At 42.2% G+C, this 17,800-nt stretch carries 16 protein-coding genes; 11 read left to right on the top strand and 5 right to left on the bottom strand.

The window, feature by feature from the left end:
* Positions 1-17: 17 nt before the first annotated feature.
* Genes HT720_RS08845 through HT720_RS08830 form a run of 4 tightly spaced genes read right to left on the bottom strand, consistent with a single transcriptional unit; the run spans position 18 to position 2,940 of the window.
* Positions 18-677: an amino acid ABC transporter permease gene (locus tag HT720_RS08845; RefSeq protein WP_000443883.1), complete on the bottom strand. Its 660-nt coding sequence runs from the start codon at positions 675-677 to the stop codon at positions 18-20.
* Positions 678-686: 9 nt separating this feature from the next.
* Positions 687-1,364, bottom strand: a complete 678-nt coding sequence (locus tag HT720_RS08840; RefSeq protein WP_138701763.1) for an amino acid ABC transporter permease — start codon at positions 1,362-1,364, stop codon at positions 687-689.
* Positions 1,365-1,376: 12 nt separating this feature from the next.
* Complete coding sequence (locus HT720_RS08835; protein ID WP_138701764.1) at positions 1,377-2,171, bottom strand: transporter substrate-binding domain-containing protein; 795 nt, start codon at positions 2,169-2,171, stop codon at positions 1,377-1,379.
* Between the two features lie 10 nt (positions 2,172-2,181).
* Entirely contained in the window at positions 2,182-2,940 is a 759-nt protein-coding gene (locus tag HT720_RS08830; protein ID WP_001229569.1) for an amino acid ABC transporter ATP-binding protein, read from the bottom strand.
* 176 nt (positions 2,941-3,116) lie between these two features.
* Between HT720_RS08830 and recJ the strand changes: the two genes are divergently transcribed.
* The 8 genes from recJ (at position 3,117) to HT720_RS08790 (ending at position 14,078) form a co-directional block, all read left to right on the top strand.
* Positions 3,117-5,339: a single-stranded-DNA-specific exonuclease RecJ gene (recJ, locus tag HT720_RS08825; RefSeq protein ID WP_173275762.1), complete on the top strand. Its 2,223-nt coding sequence runs from the start codon at positions 3,117-3,119 to the stop codon at positions 5,337-5,339.
* 173 nt (positions 5,340-5,512) lie between these two features.
* Positions 5,513-7,174 (top strand): ribonuclease J, encoded by a 1,662-nt coding sequence (locus tag HT720_RS08820; RefSeq protein WP_000065626.1) that lies wholly within the window; start codon positions 5,513-5,515, stop codon positions 7,172-7,174.
* 66 nt (positions 7,175-7,240) lie between these two features.
* Positions 7,241-8,020, top strand: a complete 780-nt coding sequence (locus tag HT720_RS08815) for an alpha/beta hydrolase family protein (protein WP_050083937.1) — start codon at positions 7,241-7,243, stop codon at positions 8,018-8,020.
* A 111-nt stretch (positions 8,021-8,131) separates the two neighbouring features.
* Positions 8,132-9,352: an aminoacyltransferase gene (locus HT720_RS08810; protein WP_173275760.1), complete on the top strand. Its 1,221-nt coding sequence runs from the start codon at positions 8,132-8,134 to the stop codon at positions 9,350-9,352.
* Between the two features lie 4 nt (positions 9,353-9,356).
* Positions 9,357-10,589, top strand: a complete 1,233-nt coding sequence (murN, locus tag HT720_RS08805; protein WP_173275758.1) for a peptidoglycan bridge formation alanyltransferase MurN — start codon at positions 9,357-9,359, stop codon at positions 10,587-10,589.
* A 78-nt stretch (positions 10,590-10,667) separates the two neighbouring features.
* Positions 10,668-11,369 (top strand): M57 family metalloprotease, encoded by a 702-nt coding sequence (locus HT720_RS08800; protein ID WP_049513189.1) that lies wholly within the window; start codon positions 10,668-10,670, stop codon positions 11,367-11,369.
* Positions 11,370-11,407: 38 nt separating this feature from the next.
* Positions 11,408-13,255: an excinuclease ABC subunit UvrC gene (gene uvrC / locus HT720_RS08795; RefSeq protein WP_173275756.1), complete on the top strand. Its 1,848-nt coding sequence runs from the start codon at positions 11,408-11,410 to the stop codon at positions 13,253-13,255.
* Positions 13,245-14,078: a metallophosphoesterase family protein gene (locus HT720_RS08790; RefSeq protein ID WP_164226839.1), complete on the top strand. Its 834-nt coding sequence runs from the start codon at positions 13,245-13,247 to the stop codon at positions 14,076-14,078. Before uvrC ends, HT720_RS08790 begins: the two co-directional genes overlap by 11 nt.
* Before the next feature lie 65 nt (positions 14,079-14,143).
* Here HT720_RS08790 and HT720_RS08785 read toward each other — a convergent pair whose 3' ends face one another.
* A complete protein-coding gene (locus HT720_RS08785) occupies positions 14,144-14,944 on the bottom strand; it encodes an amino acid ABC transporter substrate-binding protein (RefSeq protein ID WP_164226838.1) in 801 nt (266 codons plus the stop codon).
* A gap of 171 nt (positions 14,945-15,115) precedes the next feature.
* Between HT720_RS08785 and HT720_RS08780 the strand changes: the two genes are divergently transcribed.
* The 3 genes from HT720_RS08780 to HT720_RS08770 are packed head-to-tail and all read left to right on the top strand — an operon-like array spanning position 15,116 to position 17,767.
* Positions 15,116-15,721, top strand: a complete 606-nt coding sequence (locus HT720_RS08780; RefSeq protein WP_000670166.1) for a nitroreductase family protein — start codon at positions 15,116-15,118, stop codon at positions 15,719-15,721.
* A 13-nt stretch (positions 15,722-15,734) separates the two neighbouring features.
* A complete protein-coding gene (pepV, locus tag HT720_RS08775; protein WP_173275754.1) occupies positions 15,735-17,135 on the top strand; it encodes a dipeptidase PepV in 1,401 nt (466 codons plus the stop codon).
* A 53-nt stretch (positions 17,136-17,188) separates the two neighbouring features.
* Positions 17,189-17,767 carry a uracil-DNA glycosylase family protein gene (locus HT720_RS08770; RefSeq protein WP_173275752.1) on the top strand — a complete coding sequence of 193 codons (579 nt, stop codon included), beginning with the start codon at positions 17,189-17,191 and terminating at the stop codon, positions 17,765-17,767.
* Positions 17,768-17,800: the final 33 nt, after the last annotated feature.

The following is a 17,800-nucleotide window of genomic DNA, read 5'->3' as shown; positions in this document are numbered from 1 at the left end:
GAGATTTTCGAAGAGTATTATTCTGCAGCTTGTTGCCAACGTTTTGCTAGCATATGAGATAGGCTAGAAATGGCTAGGTTAAAGCTGAAGTAGATGAGGGCAATCAGGATATAAAGACTGAAGACCTGCTCTGGTTCGAAATAACGGCCCATGAGAATTTGGCTGGCTCCAAAGAGTTCTTGTAGGGCGATAACAGAGTAGAGAAGACTGGTATCCTTGATCACGGTTACAAACTGGGAAATGATGGCTGGCAACATTTTACGGATTGCTTGTGGGAGAATGATGTGGTAGAGGATTTGGGCTGATGTAAATCCTTGTGACATTCCTGCTTCGTACTGGCCCTTGTCCACGGCATTGAGACCACCTCGGATAATCTCAGCCAAGGCTGCTGAGGTAAAGAGGGTAAAGGCAGTGATTCCTGCTGGTGTGGATTTCATCTTGAAAACCAAAAAGATAGTGAAAATCCAGAGAAGGTTGGGAACGTTACGCACAAACTCGATGTAAATGCTGGAGATGATGCGCAAGATAGGATTTTTGCCATTTCTCATGACAGCTAGCACCGTACCGATAAGGGTAGAGAGGACGATGGCAATCAGAGAAATATAGAGGGTCAAGCCAAATCCTTTAAAGATAAAGACTAGGTTATCTGGGGTCAAAACTTCTAAAATGGATTCCATAGTAACCTCCTAAAGTGAATAGGCTTTTTTGTTGGCTTGCTCCATCTTGCGACCAAACTGGGCAACAGGGAAGCAAAGAGAAAAGTAGAGAAGGGCAGCGCCTAAAAATGCTGGGATGTAATTTCCGTTGAGGGCTGACCAAGACTTGGTTACAAACATCAAGTCCACTCCAGAGATGATAGCAACTGTCGAGGTGTTCTTGATGAGGTTGACGATTTGGTTGGTCAAAGGAGGGAGAATGATACGGAAGGCCTGAGGCAAGATAATCAAGCGCATGGCACTGATATAGGTAAAACCTTGTGACAAGGCTGCCTCCATCTGACCGCTAGGAATAGACTGAATCCCTGAGCGAATAACCTCAGCGATATAGGCACCGTGATAGAGTCCCACGCAGAGAACAGCTGTCCAATAAATCGGAATCATGATGATATGGTCACTGATAAGAGGTAGGCCATAAAAAACGATAACAAACTGTACCAAGAGGGGAGTGTTTTGGTAAAATTCCACGAAGATGCGAGCTAAAATACGCAAAATAGGAGGTTTGCTGGTTGATAGGACTCCAAAGAAGATGCCCAAGACCATGGCTAGGATAAAGGATCCAATTGCTAGGGCAAGGGTGAAGAGGAAACCATTGAAAAATTGTCCAAAATCCTGAAAATAGGCTGTCCAAGATGATAAATCTGTCATAGGGTGTCCTCCTTAATCTGCGGTATGGCTAGATGGTTTGAGTTTGTAACGGTCATAAAGTTTCTGCAAACTACCATCCTTGCTCCATTTAGTAACCAAGTTATCAAGATACTTGGTTAGCTCGGTATTTGATTTCTTGGTAACGATACCGTAGTCAGATGGCTTGAAACTATCATCTAGTAGTACTGTGCGCTTGCTGATGTAGCCAGACAGAATCGAGCGGTCAACGGAAAAGGCATCGATACGATGAGCGTGCAGGGAAGTAATCAATTCTGGGTAGGAACCAAGTTCGACGAATTTAAACTTCAGACCTTTCTTTTTACCCAGTTCAGTAATCAGGCGTTGGGTGATGGAACCTTGGGCAACTCCGATGGTTTTGCCGTTTAGGTCCTCAATCTTTTTGATTTTGGCAGACTTATTGACCAAAAATCCAGATGCGTCTGTGTAGTAGGGACTGGTAAAGTTGTAGAGTTTTTTGCGTTCGTCTGTGATGGTGAAGGTTGCAATGTCCATGTCAACCTGTTCATTGTCTAGAAGGGGGCCACGTGTCTGAGCGGTAACAGGCACATAGCGAACCTTGACCTTGAGCTCATCAGCGACCATCTTGGCTAAGTCCGTTTCGATACCAGAATAGGTCCCTGTCTTGGGATCCTTGTAACCGAAATTGGGAACGTCTTGTTTGACACCAACAACCAGCTCGCCTCTTTTTTGAATATCTGCGACACTGGTATCAGCCTGAACTGGTTTTGTAGCAGCAAGGCCCAAAAGGCTAATCAATAATGCTGATAAAAAGAATTTCTTTTTCATAGGCGCCTCCTTATTTGACTTTGTCACTTTCGTGGTTGATGATTTTGCTGAGGAATTGTTGGGCACGAGGTTCGCTTGGATTGTCGAAAAAGTCATCAACATCTGTCGTATCCACCAACACTTCTCCATCAGCCATAAAGATGATGCGGTCCGCAACTTCACGGGCAAAGCCCATTTCATGGGTGACGACAATCATATTCATACCATCGTGGGCCAATTTTTGCATAACTGCCAGAACGTCTCCGATAGTTTCAGGGTCAAGGGCGGATGTTGGTTCATCGAAGAGGAGGAGTTCCGGATGCATAGCGAGTCCACGTGCAATGGCAATCCGTTGCTTTTGTCCACCAGACAGCATGGCTGGATATGAATCTTTCTTGTCCCACATATTTACAAATTCCAGATATTTTTGGGCTGTTTTTTCAGCTTCTTTTTTATCAATTCCTAGAACTTTTATGGGTGCGAGTGTTACGTTTTCTAACACTGTTTTGTGAGGGTAGAGGTTAAAATGCTGGAAAACCATGCCGACTTCCTTGCGAAGAGGTACCAAATCTTTCTGGCTGGCACCAGCAACTTGGTGACCATTTACTAGAAGACTTCCTTTGTCAACAGCCTCCAAACCATTGATGGTGCGGATAAGAGTGGATTTCCCAGAACCAGAAGGGCCTAGGAGGACAACAACTTGCCCTTTTTCAAAACGGAGATTGATGTCGCGGAGTGCGTGGTAGTCTCCGTAATATTTTTCGACGTGTTCAAATTCTACTAAAGCCATAAGGAATCTCCTTTGTGTTAGATTTTATAACATGATTCTACACCAAAAAATTTGTCTTGTCAAATCATATCTGAAAAAATTCACTAAAATTTTATAAAAAAGCAATCTGGATAGAGAAAACGTCTAAATCATGTTATAATGAAGCAATAGAATTCTTAGAAAGAGTGGATGTCTTTTTGATAACACCTACTTATGAATGGCAGTTTGCCCCGCAGGTAGAAGATGCGGATTTTACAAAAATAGCCAAGAAGGCTGGACTGGGTCCTGAGGTGGCTCGGTTATTATTTGAGAGAGGGATTCAGGATGAAGAAAGTCTGAAGAAGTTTTTAGAACCTTCCTTGGAGAATTTGCATGACCCTTATCTGCTCCATGATATGGACAAGGCAGTGGCTCGTATTCGTCAGGCCATTGAAGAAGGGGAAAATATTCTCATCTATGGAGACTATGATGCGGATGGTATGACTTCGGCTTCGATTGTGAAGGAAAGTTTGGAACAGCTTGGCGCCGAATGCCGTGTTTACTTGCCTAATCGTTTTACCGATGGCTATGGACCTAATGCAAGTGTCTATAAATACTTTATCGAGCAAGAAGGGATTTCCTTGATTGTGACGGTGGATAATGGGGTTGCTGGTCATGAGGCTATTGAATTGGCCCAGTCTATGGGAGTGGATGTCATTGTCACAGATCACCATTCCATGCCTGAAACCTTACCAGATGCCTATGCTATTGTCCATCCTGAACATCCGGATGCGAACTATCCTTTCAAATATTTGGCTGGTTGTGGAGTTGCTTTCAAGCTGGCTTGTGCCCTTTTAGAAGAAGTACAAGTGGAATTGCTTGATTTGGTCGCTATTGGTACCATTGCTGATATGGTTAGTTTGACAGATGAGAACCGTATCTTGGTTCAGTATGGTCTGGAAATGTTGGGACACACTCAGCGTATTGGTCTACAAGAAATGCTAGACATGGCTGGGATTGCTGCCAACGAAGTAACAGAAGAAACGGTTGGTTTCCAGATTGCTCCTCGTTTGAATGCCTTGGGTCGCTTGGACGATCCCAATCCTGCCATTGATTTGCTGACTGGGTTTGATGATGAGGAAGCGCACGAGATTGCCCTTATGATTCACCAGAAAAATGAAGAGCGCAAGGAAATCGTTCAGTCTATCTATGAAGAAGCTAAGACCATGGTGGACCCTGAGAAGAAGGTCCAAGTCTTGGCTAAGGAAGGTTGGAATCCTGGGGTTCTAGGAATCGTGGCTGGTCGTTTGTTGGAAGAACTAGGGCAGACAGTTATCGTTCTCAATATAGAAGACGGTCGTGCCAAGGGCAGTGCTCGTAGTGTGGAAGCGGTCGATATTTTTGAGGCTCTGGATCCTCATCGAGACCTCTTCATCGCCTTTGGTGGCCATGCTGGTGCAGCAGGGATGACGCTGGAAGTGGAGAAACTCTCAGATTTATCTCAGGTTTTGGAAGATTATGTCCGTGAAAAAGGTGCAGATGCTACTGGCAAGAACAAGTTAAACCTAGATGAAGAGTTGGATTTGGAGGCTTTGAGTCTTGAAACAGTCAAGAACTTTGAACGTTTAGCTCCTTTTGGCATGGATAATCAGAAACCTGTCTTTTATATCAAGGATTTTCAGGTCGAAAGTGCCCGTACCATGGGGGCAGGCAATGCCCATCTCAAACTGAAAATTTCTAAGGGTGAGGCTAGTTTTGAAGTGGTGGCCTTTGGCCAAGGTAGATGGGCAACAGAATTTGCTCAAACCAAGAATCTAGAGCTGGCAGTCAAATTGTCTGTCAACCAATGGAATGGTCAAACTGCCCTCCAGTTGATGATGGTGGATGCGCGTGTGGAGGGTGTTCAACTTTTTAATATCCGTGGGAAGAATGCAGTCTTGCCAGAGGGAGTTCCAGTCTTGGATTTTGCTGGAGAATTGCCAGATATAGCGACTAGTGAAGCTGTTGTCGTAAAAACCATTCCTGAGGATATTACCCTGCTGAAGACCATTTTTCAGGAACAGAATTTCTCTGCTGTCTATTTCAAAAATGATATTGACAAGGCCTACTATCTAACAGGCTATGGGACCAGAGAACAGTTTGCAAAATTGTACAAGACTATCTACCAGTTTCCTGAGTTTGATATTCGCTATAAACTGAAGGATTTGGCAGCTTATCTTAATATTCAACAAATCTTGCTGGTCAAGATGATTCAAGTATTTGAAGAGCTAGACTTTGTGACGATCAAAGATGGGGTTATGACAGTCAATAAAGAAGCGCCAAAGAGAGAAATCGGAGAAAGTCAGATTTACCAAAATCTCAAACAAACCGTCAAAGACCAAGAAATGATGGCGCTGGGTACCGTGCAAGAAATTTATGACTTTTTAATGGAAAAAGAGTAGATCATAGGAAAGAGTTGGGAAACCAGCTCTTTTTTGAAAACAAATCTTCATTTTGAAAATCATCAAAAAAATGGTATAATGGTAGGAAAAGATTCGGCTAACAGTAATAGTGCTTTTAGAATAAGAGGGTAAGCAACCCTATAATCAAGATAAACTAAGATTTTGGAGGAAAAATGAGTAATATTAGTTTAACAACACTTGGTGGTGTACGTGAAAATGGGAAAAATATGTACATTGCTGAAATTGGAGAGTCCATTTTTGTTTTGAATGCAGGGTTAAAATATCCCGAAAATGAACAATTAGGGGTCGATGTGGTGATTCCAAAGATGGACTACCTTTTTGAAAATAAAGATCGAATTGCTGGGGTATTTTTAACTCACGGACATGCAGATGCTATTGGTGCTCTGCCTTATCTCTTGGCTGAAGCCAAGGTACCTGTATTTGGCTCTGAGTTGACCATTGAGTTGGCAAAACTCTTTGTCAAAGGAAATGACGCAGTCAAGAAATTTAATGATTTTCATGTTATTGATGAAGATACGGAGATTGATTTTGGTGGGACAGTGGTTTCCTTCTTCCCTACGACTTACTCCGTTCCAGAGAGCCTGGGAATTGTCTTGAAGACAGCTGAAGGGAGCATCGTTTATACAGGTGACTTCAAATTTGACCAGACAGCTAGTGAATCCTATGCGACAGACTTCGCTCGTTTGGCAGAAATCGGTCGTGACGGCGTCCTGGCTCTCCTCAGTGATTCGGCCAATGCGGACAGCAATATTCAGGTGGCTAGTGAAAGTGAAGTTAGAGATGAAATTACCCAAACCATTGCTGACTGGGAAGGTCGTATCATCGTTGCAGCTGTTTCCAGTAACCTTTCTCGTATCCAGCAGATTTTTGACGCTGCGGATAAAACAGGTCGACGTATCGTCTTGACAGGATTTGATATTGAAAATATCGTCCGCACAGCGATTCGTCTCAAGAAGTTGTCTTTAGCCAACGAAATTCTCTTGATTAAGCCGAAAGATATGTCTCGCTTTGAAGACCATGAGTTGATTATTCTTGAGACAGGTCGTATGGGTGAACCTATCAATGGACTTCGTAAGATGTCGATTGGTCGCCATCGTTATGTAGAAATCAAGGATGGGGACCTGGTCTATATTGCTACGGCTCCGTCTATTGCTAAAGAAGCCTTCGTTGCGCGTGTGGAAAATATGATTTATCAGGCAGGAGGGGTTGTCAAATTGATTACCCAAAGTTTACATGTATCAGGGCACGGAAATGCGCGTGATTTGCAGTTGATGATCAATCTCTTGCAACCTAAGTATCTCTTCCCAATTCAAGGGGAATACCGCGAGTTGGATGCCCATGCTAAGGCTGCTATGGCAGTAGGTATGTTGCCAGAACGCATTTTCATCCCTAAAAAGGGAACCAGCATGGCTTATGAGAATGGGGACTTTGTCCCGGCTGGCGCAGTTTCAGCAGGGGATGTCTTGATTGACGGGAATGCTATCGGTGATGTTGGAAATGTGGTTCTTCGTGATCGTAAGGTCTTGTCAGAAGATGGAATTTTCATCGTCGCAATCACCGTTAACCGTCGTGAGAAGAAAATTGTGGCCAAGGCTCGTGTTCACACGCGTGGATTTGTTTATCTCAAGAAGAGTCGCGATATTCTCCGTGAAAGTTCAGAATTGATTAATCAAACGGTAGAAGACTATCTTCAAGGAGATGACTTTGACTGGGCAGACCTTAAAGGGAAGGTTCGTGATAATCTTACCAAGTATCTCTTTGACCAAACCAAACGTCGTCCAGCTATTTTACCAGTAGTCATGGAAGCAAAATAATCGTTGAAATAAACAGGGAGAAAGTCGAGTTTCGGCTTTTTCTTATAGAAAAATAGAGGAAAAATTATGGCAGTAATGAAAATCGAGTATTACTCACAAGTTTTGGATATGGAGTGGGGAGTGAATGTTCTTTACCCCGATGCCAATCGAGTGGAAGAACCAGATTGTAAAGATATTCCCGTCTTGTACCTCTTGCATGGGATGTCTGGCAACCATAATAGCTGGCTCAAGCGGACCAATGTAGAACGCTTGCTTCGAGGAACCAATCTCATCGTTGTCATGCCTAATACCAGCAACGGTTGGTACACCGATACCCAATATGGTTTTGACTATTACACAGCTCTAGCAGAGGAATTGCCAGAGGTTTTAAAACGCTTCTTCCCTAACATGACTAGCAAGCGTGAAAAGACCTTTATCGCTGGTCTCTCTATGGGAGGCTATGGCTGTTTCAAATTGGCTCTTGCTACAAATTGTTTTTCTCATGCAGCTAGTTTTTCAGGTGCTCTTAGCTTTCAAGATTTTTCTCCTGAAAGCCAAGATTTGGGAACACCGGCTTATTGGAGAGGTGTGTTTGGGGAGATTAAAGATTGGACAGCTAGCCCCTATTCTCTTGAAAGTCTGGCTAAAAAATCGGATAAAAAGACCAAGCTCTGGGCTTGGTGTGGCGAGCAGGATTTCTTGTATGAAGCCAATAATCTCGCAGTGAAAAATCTCAAAAAACTAGGTTTTGATGTGACCTATAGCCATAGCGCTGGAACTCACGAGTGGTATTATTGGGAAAAACAATTGGAACGTTTTTTAGCAACCCTACCGATTGATTTCAAATTAGAAGAGAGATTGACTTAGTTTGAACTTCAGCATAGGGGGAGTAGGACTAAAATAAAATATGTTTTCACTAGACTTTTCAAACGAAAGTAGTAGAATAGTAATAAGATACTGGAGGAAAGAGAGTAGGAAATGTACCGTTATCAAATTGGCATTCCCGCATTAGAATATGATCAGTTTGTCAAAGACCATGAATTAGCCAATGTATTACAAAGTAGTGCTTGGGAAGAAGTGAAGTCTGACTGGGAACATGAGAAGTTTGGTGTTTACAGGGAAGAAAAATTACTGGCGACAGCTAGTATTTTGATTAGAACTCTTCCGCTAGGCTATAAAATGTTTTACATCCCAAGAGGACCTATATTGGATTATGGGGATACGGAACTTTTGAGTTTTGTCATTCAGTCCATTAAGTCTTATGCTCGCAGTAAGAGAGCGGTTTTTGTGACTTTCGATCCAAGTATTTGTCTATCTCAACATTTGGTTAATCAAGATAAAACAGAATATCCTGAAAAACTTTCTATTGTTGAGATTTTAGGGCAATTAGGAGTGAAGTGGTCTGGGCGGACAACCGAAATGGATGACACCATTCAGCCTCGTATTCAGGCGAAAATATATAAAGAAAATTTTGAAGAAGATAAACTTTCTAAATCAACAAAACAGGCTATTCGAACAGCACGGAACAAAGGACTTGAGATTCAATATGGTGGACTGGAACTATTAGATTCATTTTCGGAGTTGATGAAAAAAACTGAGAAGCGAAAAGAGATTCATTTAAGAAACGAATCCTACTATAAAAAATTATTGGATAACTTCAAAGAAGATTCCTATATCACGCTAACGAGTTTGGATGTTTCTAAACGTTTGAGAGAATTAGAAGAACAGTTAGAAAAAAATAGAGTAGTTGCAGAAAAGTATAATGATGCAACCAAACCTTCAAAAGTTCAGGAAAATATAAAAGAAAAAGAACGTTTAGAAGAGGAAATAGATTTCTTGCAGGGATATATGAATATGGGGAAATCAAACATTCCTTTAGCGGCTACCCTGACTTTAGAATTCGGACAAACTTCTGTCAATCTATACGCTGGAATGGATGATGATTTTAAACGTTACAATGCACCAATTTTAACTTGGTATGAAACGGCTCGCTATGCCTTTGAGCGAGGTATGTTGTGGCAAAATTTAGGTGGTGTTGAAAACTCTCTCAATGGTGGACTGTATCATTTTAAGGAAAAATTTAATCCAACGATTGAAGAATATTTGGGAGAATTTACAATGCCTACCCATCCTCTCTATCCTCTGTTAAGACTTGCTCTTGATTTCCGTAAAACATTAAGAAAAAAACATAGAAAGTAAGTATATGGCACTAATTACACTCACGAAAGAAGAGTTTCAGGCTTATTCTGGTCAGGTTTCTTCTCGTTCCTTTATGCAATCGGTCCAGATGGGGGACTTGTTAGAAAAAAGAGGGGCTCGAATTGTTTATCTTGCTTTGAAACAAGAAGGAGAGATTCAAGTTGCAGCTCTGGTTTATAGCTTACCCATGCTGGGTGGTCTGCATATGGAGATCAATTCGGGGCCGATTTATACCCAACAAGATGCCCTTCCAGTTTTTTATGCGGAGTTAAAAGAATATGCCAAGCAAAATGGTGTATTAGAGTTGCTTGTAAAACCTTATGAAACTTATCAAACTTTTGATAGCCAAGGTAATCCGATAGATGCTGAGAAAAAAAGTATCATTCAAGATTTGACTGATTTAGGTTATCAATTTGATGGATTGACAAGAGGTTATCCAGGTGGAGAGCCGGATTGGTTATACTATAAAGATTTAACTGAATTAACTGAAAAGAATTTGCTTAAAAGTTTTAGTAAAAAGGGTAAACCCTTGGTGAAAAAGGCTGAAACCTTTGGCATTCGGTTGAAAAAGTTAAAACGTGAAGAACTATCGATTTTTAAGAATATCACAAAAGAAACCTCTGAGCGTAGAGAATATAGTGATAAAAGTTTAGAATACTATGAGCATTTTTATGATGCTTTTGGAGAACAAGCTGAGTTTCTCATAGCAAGCTTGAATTTTTCGGACTATATGAGCAAATTGCAAGGTGAGCAAAGTAAACTAGAAGAAATCTTGGACAAGTTACGACTTGATTTGAGTAAAAATCCTCATTCTGAGAAAAAACAAAATCAACTGAGAGAATATTCTAGTCAATTTGAAACTTTTGAAGTTCGAAAAGCAGAAGCGCGAGACTTGATTGAAAAATATGGAGAAGAAGATATTGTTTTAGCCGGGAGTTTATTTGTTTATATGCCTCAGGAAACGACTTACCTCTTTAGTGGTTCCTACACTGAATTTAATAAGTTCTATGCCCCTGCGCTACTTCAAAAATATATTATGCTGGAAAGTATAAAACGTGGAATACCTAAATACAACTTCCTAGGGATTCAAGGGATTTTTGATGGTAGTGATGGTGTTTTGCGTTTTAAACAGAATTTTAATGGCTATATTGTACGAAAAGCAGGTACTTTCCGTTACCATCCATCACCTTTAAAATACAATGCTATTCAGTTATTCAAAAAAATATTAGGACGTTAAGATGAAAAAGTCAGTATTTAGTTTTCTTTCAGCTTGTTTTAGTAAAATAGTCTTTATTTGCTAGAAAGGTGGAAGGATATGCGCTGGCTTTTTCGTTTGATAGGGGCTTTCTTTTCTTTTGTGTGGCGTTTGTTTTGGCGCCTGGTTTGGATAGTTGTTTTCTTATGCGCTCTTGCTTTTGGTTTTCTCTGGTATCTGAACGGTGATTTTCAAGGTGCGCTGAAGCAAGCAGAACGGTCAGTCAAGATTGGTCAACAAAGTATCGACCAATGGGAAAAAACAGGGCAACTGCCTAAGTTGAACCAGACAGATAGCCATCAACATTCTGAAGGAAGGTGGCCGCAGGCTTCTGCTCGTATTTACTTGGATCCCCAGATGGATTCACGCTTTCAAGAAGCTTATTTAGAAGCAATCCAGAATTGGAATCAAACTGGTGCTTTTAATTTTGAACTCGTGACTGAGGCCAGCAAGGCAGATATTACGGCTACGGAGATGAACGATGGAAACACTCCTGTGGCAGGAGAGGCGGAAAGTCAGACCAATCTCTTAACAGGGCAATTCTTATCCGTAACGGTGCGGTTGAATCACTATTATCTGTCCAATCCTAACTATGGCTATTCATATGAGCGCATTGTCCATACGGCAGAACATGAGTTGGGTCATGCGATTGGCTTGGACCATACAGATGAGAAGTCTGTCATGCAACCTGCGGGTTCCTTTTATGGTATTCAGGAAGAGGATGTTGAAAGACTTCGAAAATTATATGAGACCAATGAGTAGGGGATTATCTTTCCCTACTTTTTTGCTATAATGGAATTATGAATAACTTGATTAAATCAAAACTAGAGCTCTTGCCGACCAGTCCTGGTTGCTACATTCACAAGGATAAAAACGGGACTATTATCTATGTAGGAAAGGCTAAAAATCTGCGAAACCGTGTGAGGTCCTATTTCCGTGGAAGTCATGATACCAAGACAGAGGCTCTGGTGTCTGAAATTGTGGATTTTGAGTTTATCGTTACGGAGTCTAATATTGAGGCACTTCTCCTAGAAATCAACCTGATCAAGGAAAACAAGCCCAAGTACAATATCATGCTCAAGGATGATAAGTCTTACCCTTTCATAAAAATCACCAATGAGCGCTATCCTCGTTTGATTATCACCCGTCAGGTCAAAAAGGACGGAGGTCTCTACTTTGGTCCCTATCCCGATGTGGGGGCAGCCAATGAAATCAAGCGACTGCTGGATCGGATTTTCCCTTTTCGTAAGTGTACCAATCCACCGTCTAAGGTCTGTTTTTACTACCATATCGGCCAGTGTATGGCCCACACAATCTGTAAGAAAAATGAGGCTTATTTCAAGTCCATGGCTCAGGAGGTTTCCGATTTTCTAAAAGGGCAGGATGACAAAATCATTGATGACCTCAAGGGCAAGATGGCAGCGGCAGCCCAGACTATGGAATTTGAACGTGCGGCTGAATACCGTGACCTAATTCAGGCCATTGGAACGCTTCGAATCAAGCAACGGGTCATGGCCAAGGATCTCCAAAATCGGGATGTCTTTGGCTACTATGTGGATAAGGGCTGGATGTGTGTTCAGGTTTTCTTTGTTCGTCAGGGCAAGCTTATCGAGCGCGATGTCAATCTCTTCCCCTACTTCAATGATCCAGATGAGGATTTCTTGACCTATGTGGGACAGTTCTATCAAGAAAAATCTCACCTGGTTCCCAATGAGGTACTGATTCCGCAGGATATTGACCAAGAAGCCGTTAAAGCCTTAGTGGATTCCAAGATTCTCAAACCCCAGCGTGGAGAGAAAAAACAGCTGGTCAATCTAGCCATAAAAAATGCCCGTGTTAGTCTGGAGCAGAAGTTCAATCTGCTAGAAAAATCAGTCGAAAAGACCCAAGGAGCTATTGAAAATCTAGGACGCTTGCTCCAAATCCCGACACCAGTCCGCATCGAATCCTTTGATAACTCCAATATCATGGGAACCAGTCCTGTTTCAGCCATGGTGGTCTTTGTCAACGGCAAACCAAGTAAGAAGGATTATCGTAAGTACAAGATAAAAACGGTTGTCGGTCCAGACGATTATGCCAGCATGAGAGAGGTCATTCGCAGGCGTTATGGTCGAGTTCAACGTGACGGCTTGACTCCGCCAGATTTGATTGTGATTGATGGGGGGCAAGGTCAGGTCAATATCGCCAAGCAAGTCATCCAAGAGGAGCTAGGCTTGGATATTCCAATTGCAGGTCTGCAAAAGAATGACAAGCACCAAACCCATGAATTGCTCTTTGGAGATCCGCTTGAGGTGGTGGAGTTGTCTCGCAATTCTCAAGAATTTTTCCTCCTCCAACGCATCCAAGATGAGGTCCACCGCTTTGCCATTACTTTCCACCGTCAACTGCGCTCCAAAAATTCTTTTTCATCACAATTGGATGGCATTGAAGGGCTGGGACCTAAACGCAAGCAAAATCTCATGAAGCATTTCAAGTCTCTGACCAAAATCAAGGAAGCCAGTGTGGATGAGATTGTCGAAGTTGGGGTGCCAAGAGCCGTTGCAGAGGCTGTGCAGAGGAAGTTGAACCCGCAGGAAGAAGTGGAGTTGACCCAAGTAGCGGAAGAAAGAGTAGATTATCAAACGGAAGGAAACCACAATGAACCATAAAATCGCAATTTTATCAGATATTCATGGCAATGCGACGGCCCTAGAAGCAGTGATTGCAGATGCTAAAAATCAAGGAGTCAGTGAATACTGGCTTCTGGGAGATATTTTTCTTCCTGGTCCAGGCGCAAATGACTTAGTCGCCCTGCTAAAGGACCTTCCTATCACAGCAAGTGTTCGAGGCAATTGGGATGATCGTGTCCTTGAGGTCTTGGATGGCGAATATGGTTTGGAAGATCCGAAAGAAATTCAGTCAATGCGCATGACCCAGTTTTTGATGGAGCGAATGGATCCTGCAACGATTGTCTGGCTACGAAGCTTGCCTTTGCTGGAAAAGAAAGAAATTGACGGATTGCGCTTTTCTATCTCTCATAATTTGCCAAATAAGAACTATGGTGGTGACTTGCTAGTTGAGAATGATACAGAGAAATTTGACCAACTGCTAGATGCGGAAACCGACGTGGCAGTCTATGGTCATGTTCACAAGCAGTTGCTTCGTTATGGCAGTCAGGGGCAACAAATCATCAATCCAGGGTCGATTGGCATGCCCTATTTTAATTGGGAGGCGTTAAAAAATCACCGTGCCCAGTATGCCGTGATAGAGGTTGAAGATGGGGAATTGGTAAATATCCTATTTCGTAAAGTCGCTTATGATTATGAAGCGGAGTTAGAACTGGCCAAGTCCAAGGGGCTTCCTTTTATCGAAATGTATGAAGAGCTACGAAGAGAAGACAACTATCAGGGGCACAATCTGGAACTCTTAGCCAGCTTAATAGAAAAGCATGGGTATGTAGAGGATGTGAAAGATTATTTTGATTTTTTGTAAAAGTTTCCTAAAATAACTAATGCAAACTAAAAACGATTGGCTGGTCCAATCGCTTTTAGTATATCTTACTGTAACTGAGATTTATCTGGGAGATAAGAACCACCTAGATAGGTATTGCTGAGTTTTTCAAGGGTTCCGTCTTGGTAGAGTTCTTTGAGTACTTTATCAAATTGTTCTTTAAACTCTTTCTGGTCGCTTGAGAAAACGATATAGTTGCTGGGGCTATCGGCAGAAGGCAAGTCAACCACAGAAAGGTCTAAGCCACGGTCCTTGATAATCTTTTGAACGGATACTTTGTCAAAAACTAGGAAATCAAATTCACCGTTAGCAAGGTCTAGGATTCGTTTGCCGATATCTTCACCAGAAAAATCGATAGTAGCAGGATTATCAGTGTGTTTTTGATTCCAGTTATTGATGAATTGAGCGTTTGAAGTTCCGGTATCTTCTTGCGTTGTTTTGCCAGCGATTTGGTCAAGAGAAGTCAAAGGATTTTTCTTGTTGCTGACAAGGACGAGGGGGTTGTTTGAAATGGGAAGCGAATAGAGGTATTTTTCAGCACGCTCTTTTGTGTAACTCAAGTTATTTGCCGCAGCCTGATAGTGACCAGAATCAAGTCCAGGGAAGATACTTTCCCAGGCAGTTCTTTGGAATTGAATCTCGTAGTCGCTGAGTTTTTCATCTACTGCCTTTAGAACTTCAATATCGAAACCTGTCAAATTGCCCTTGTCTTCGTAGTCAAATGGTGGCACGTCGCCAGCTGTAGCAACGACGATTGTCTTTTGAGAACTAGTTTCTTTAGGTGTAGCTTGATTTCCACAGGCAACCAAAAATGGTAGGATAGCTAATAATAGGCTAAATTTTTTCATAATATCTCCATTCAAATGTAAAGTTATCTGCTAGTTTATCAGAAACTTTCCTGATGAACCAGTATATATTTTTTATGGTTGTGATAAAAAAACTTAATCATGAAAAATCCCTGCAAGCTCTTTCAAATTATGGTAGAATGGAAGCAGTAGAATTAGAAAAGGAAATCGATTATGAAATTTCTTGAATTAAACAAAAAACGTCATGCGACCAAGCATTTCACTGATAAGCCAGTTGATCCAAAAGATGTGCGTACGGCTATCGAAATCGCAACCTTGGCTCCAAGCGCCCACAACAGCCAGCCTTGGAAATTTGTGGTGGTTCGTGAGAAAAATGCCGAACTAGCAAAATTGGCTTACGGTTCCAACTTTGAACAGGTATCATCAGCGCCTGTAACCATTGCCTTGTTTACAGATACAGACCTGGCTAAACGTGCTCGTAAGATTGCCCGAGTTGGCGGTGCTAATAACTTTTCTGAAGAGCAACTTCAATACTTCATGAAAAATTTGCCAGCTGAATTTGCCCGTTACAATGAACAACAAGTCAGTGACTACCTAGCCCTCAATGCAGGTTTGGTTGCCATGAACTTGGTTCTGGCTCTTACAGATCAGGGAATCGGATCAAATCTGATCCTTGGATTTGACAAATCAAAAGTCAATGAGGTTTTAGAAATCGAAGACCGTTTCCGCCCAGAACTCTTGATTACAGTAGGTTACACAGACGAAAAATTGGAACCAAGCTACCGCTTGCCAGTAGATGAAATCATTGAGAAAAGATAGAAAGAAGAAAAAAATGACAGTAATTGATTTTACAGCAGAAGTAGAAAAACGCAAAGAAGACCTCTTGGCTGACTTGTTTAGCCTTTTGGAAATCAACTCAGAACGTGATGATAGCAAGGTTGATGCTGAGCATCCATTTGGGCCTGGTCCAGTAAAAGCCTTGGAAAAATTCCTTGAAATCGCAGACCGCGATGGCTACCCAACTAAGAATGTCGATAACTACGCAGGACATTTCGAGTTTGGTGATGGAGAAGAAGTTCTCGGCATCTTTGCCCATATGGATGTGGTTCCTGCTGGTAGCGGTTGGGACACAGACCCTTACACACCAACTATCAAAGATGGTCGCCTTTATGCGCGTGGGGCTTCGGACGACAAGGGCCCTACAACAGCTTGTTACTATGGTTTGAAAATCATCAAAGAATTGGGTCTTCCAACTTCTAAGAAAGTTCGCTTTATTGTCGGAACTGATGAAGAATCAGGCTGGGCAGACATGGACTACTACTTCGAGCACGTAGGACTTGCGAAGCCAGACTTTGGTTTCTCTCCAGACGCTGAATTCCCTATCATCAATGGTGAAAAAGGAAATATCACGGAATACCTTCACTTTGCAGGAGAAAATACAGGTGCAGCCCGTCTTCACAGCTTCACAGGTGGTTTACGTGAAAATATGGTGCCTGAATCAGCAACAGCAGTCGTTTCAGGTGATTTGGCTAACTTGCAAGCTAAACTAGATGCCTTTGTTGCAGAACACAAGCTCAGAGGAGAAATTCAAGAAGAAGCTGGTCAATACAAGGTGACGATTATTGGTAAATCAGCCCATGGTGCTATGCCCGCTTCAGGTGTCAATGGTGCGACTTACCTAGCCCTCTTCCTTAGCCAGTTTAACTTCGCTGGTCCAGCCAAAGACTACCTTGACATCGCTGGTAAAATTCTCTTGAACGACCATGAGGGTGAAAATCTCAAGATTGCTCATGTGGATGAAAAGATGGGTGCCCTTTCTATGAATGCCGGTGTCTTCCGCTTTGATGAAACAAGTGCTGATAATACCATTGCCCTTAACATCCGCTATCCAAAAGGAACAAGTCCAGAACAAATCAAGTCAATCCTTGAAACCTTGCCAGTTGCTTCTGTTAGCCTTTCTGAGCACGGTCATACCCCTCACTATGTGCCAATGGAAGATCCACTTGTGCAAAACTTGTTGAATGTTTATGAAAAACAAACTGGTCTTAAAGGTCACGAGCAAGTTATCGGTGGTGGAACCTTTGGTCGTTTGCTCGAACGCGGAGTTGCCTACGGTGCTATGTTCCCAGACTCGATTGATACCATGCACCAAGCCAACGAATTTATCGCCTTGGATGATCTTTTCCGAGCAGCAGCAATCTATGCCGAAGCTATTTACGAATTGATCAAATAAAACGATAGAAGTCTGAGATTGTATGCTTGGACTTCTTTTTGGAGGGAAAGTAGATGTCTCAAATTGAAAGAATCAAGCAGGCTATTATGTCAGATCCACAGAATGCCAGTTATACAGAGCGTGGCATTGAGCCTCTCTTTGCAGCGCCAAAGACTGCTCGCATCAATATCATCGGTCAAGCGCCTGGACTTAAAACTCAAGAAGCAGGCCTTTACTGGAAGGACAAAAGTGGTGACCGCTTGCGCGACTGGCTCGGTGTGGATGAAGATACCTTTTACAATTCAGGTTATTTTGCTGTTTTACCTATGGATTTCTACTTTCCAGGGCATGGTAAGTCAGGTGACCTGCCACCGAGAACTGGTTTTGCAGAAAAATGGCATTCACAGCTCTTGCAAGAATTACCAGATATTCAGTTAACCCTCTTGATTGGGCAATATGCCCAAGCCTACTATTTACAGGAGAAAATCAGTGGGAAGGTAACGGAGAGGGTGAAACACTATAAAGACTATCTGCCAACCTATTTTCCACTAGTTCACCCCTCACCACGAAATCAAATCTGGATGGCCAAAAATCCTTGGTTTGAGTCAGAAGTGGTGCCAGATTTGAAAAAAAGAATTAAAACCATTTTATAGTCAATGAAAATCAAAGAGCAAACTAGGAAGCTA

Source organism: Streptococcus sp. 68, assembly GCF_013277415.1.
GTDB lineage: Bacteria > Bacillota > Bacilli > Lactobacillales > Streptococcaceae > Streptococcus.
Note: the sequence above shows the minus strand (reverse complement) of the source record. Positions and strands in the feature narration are given on the sequence as shown.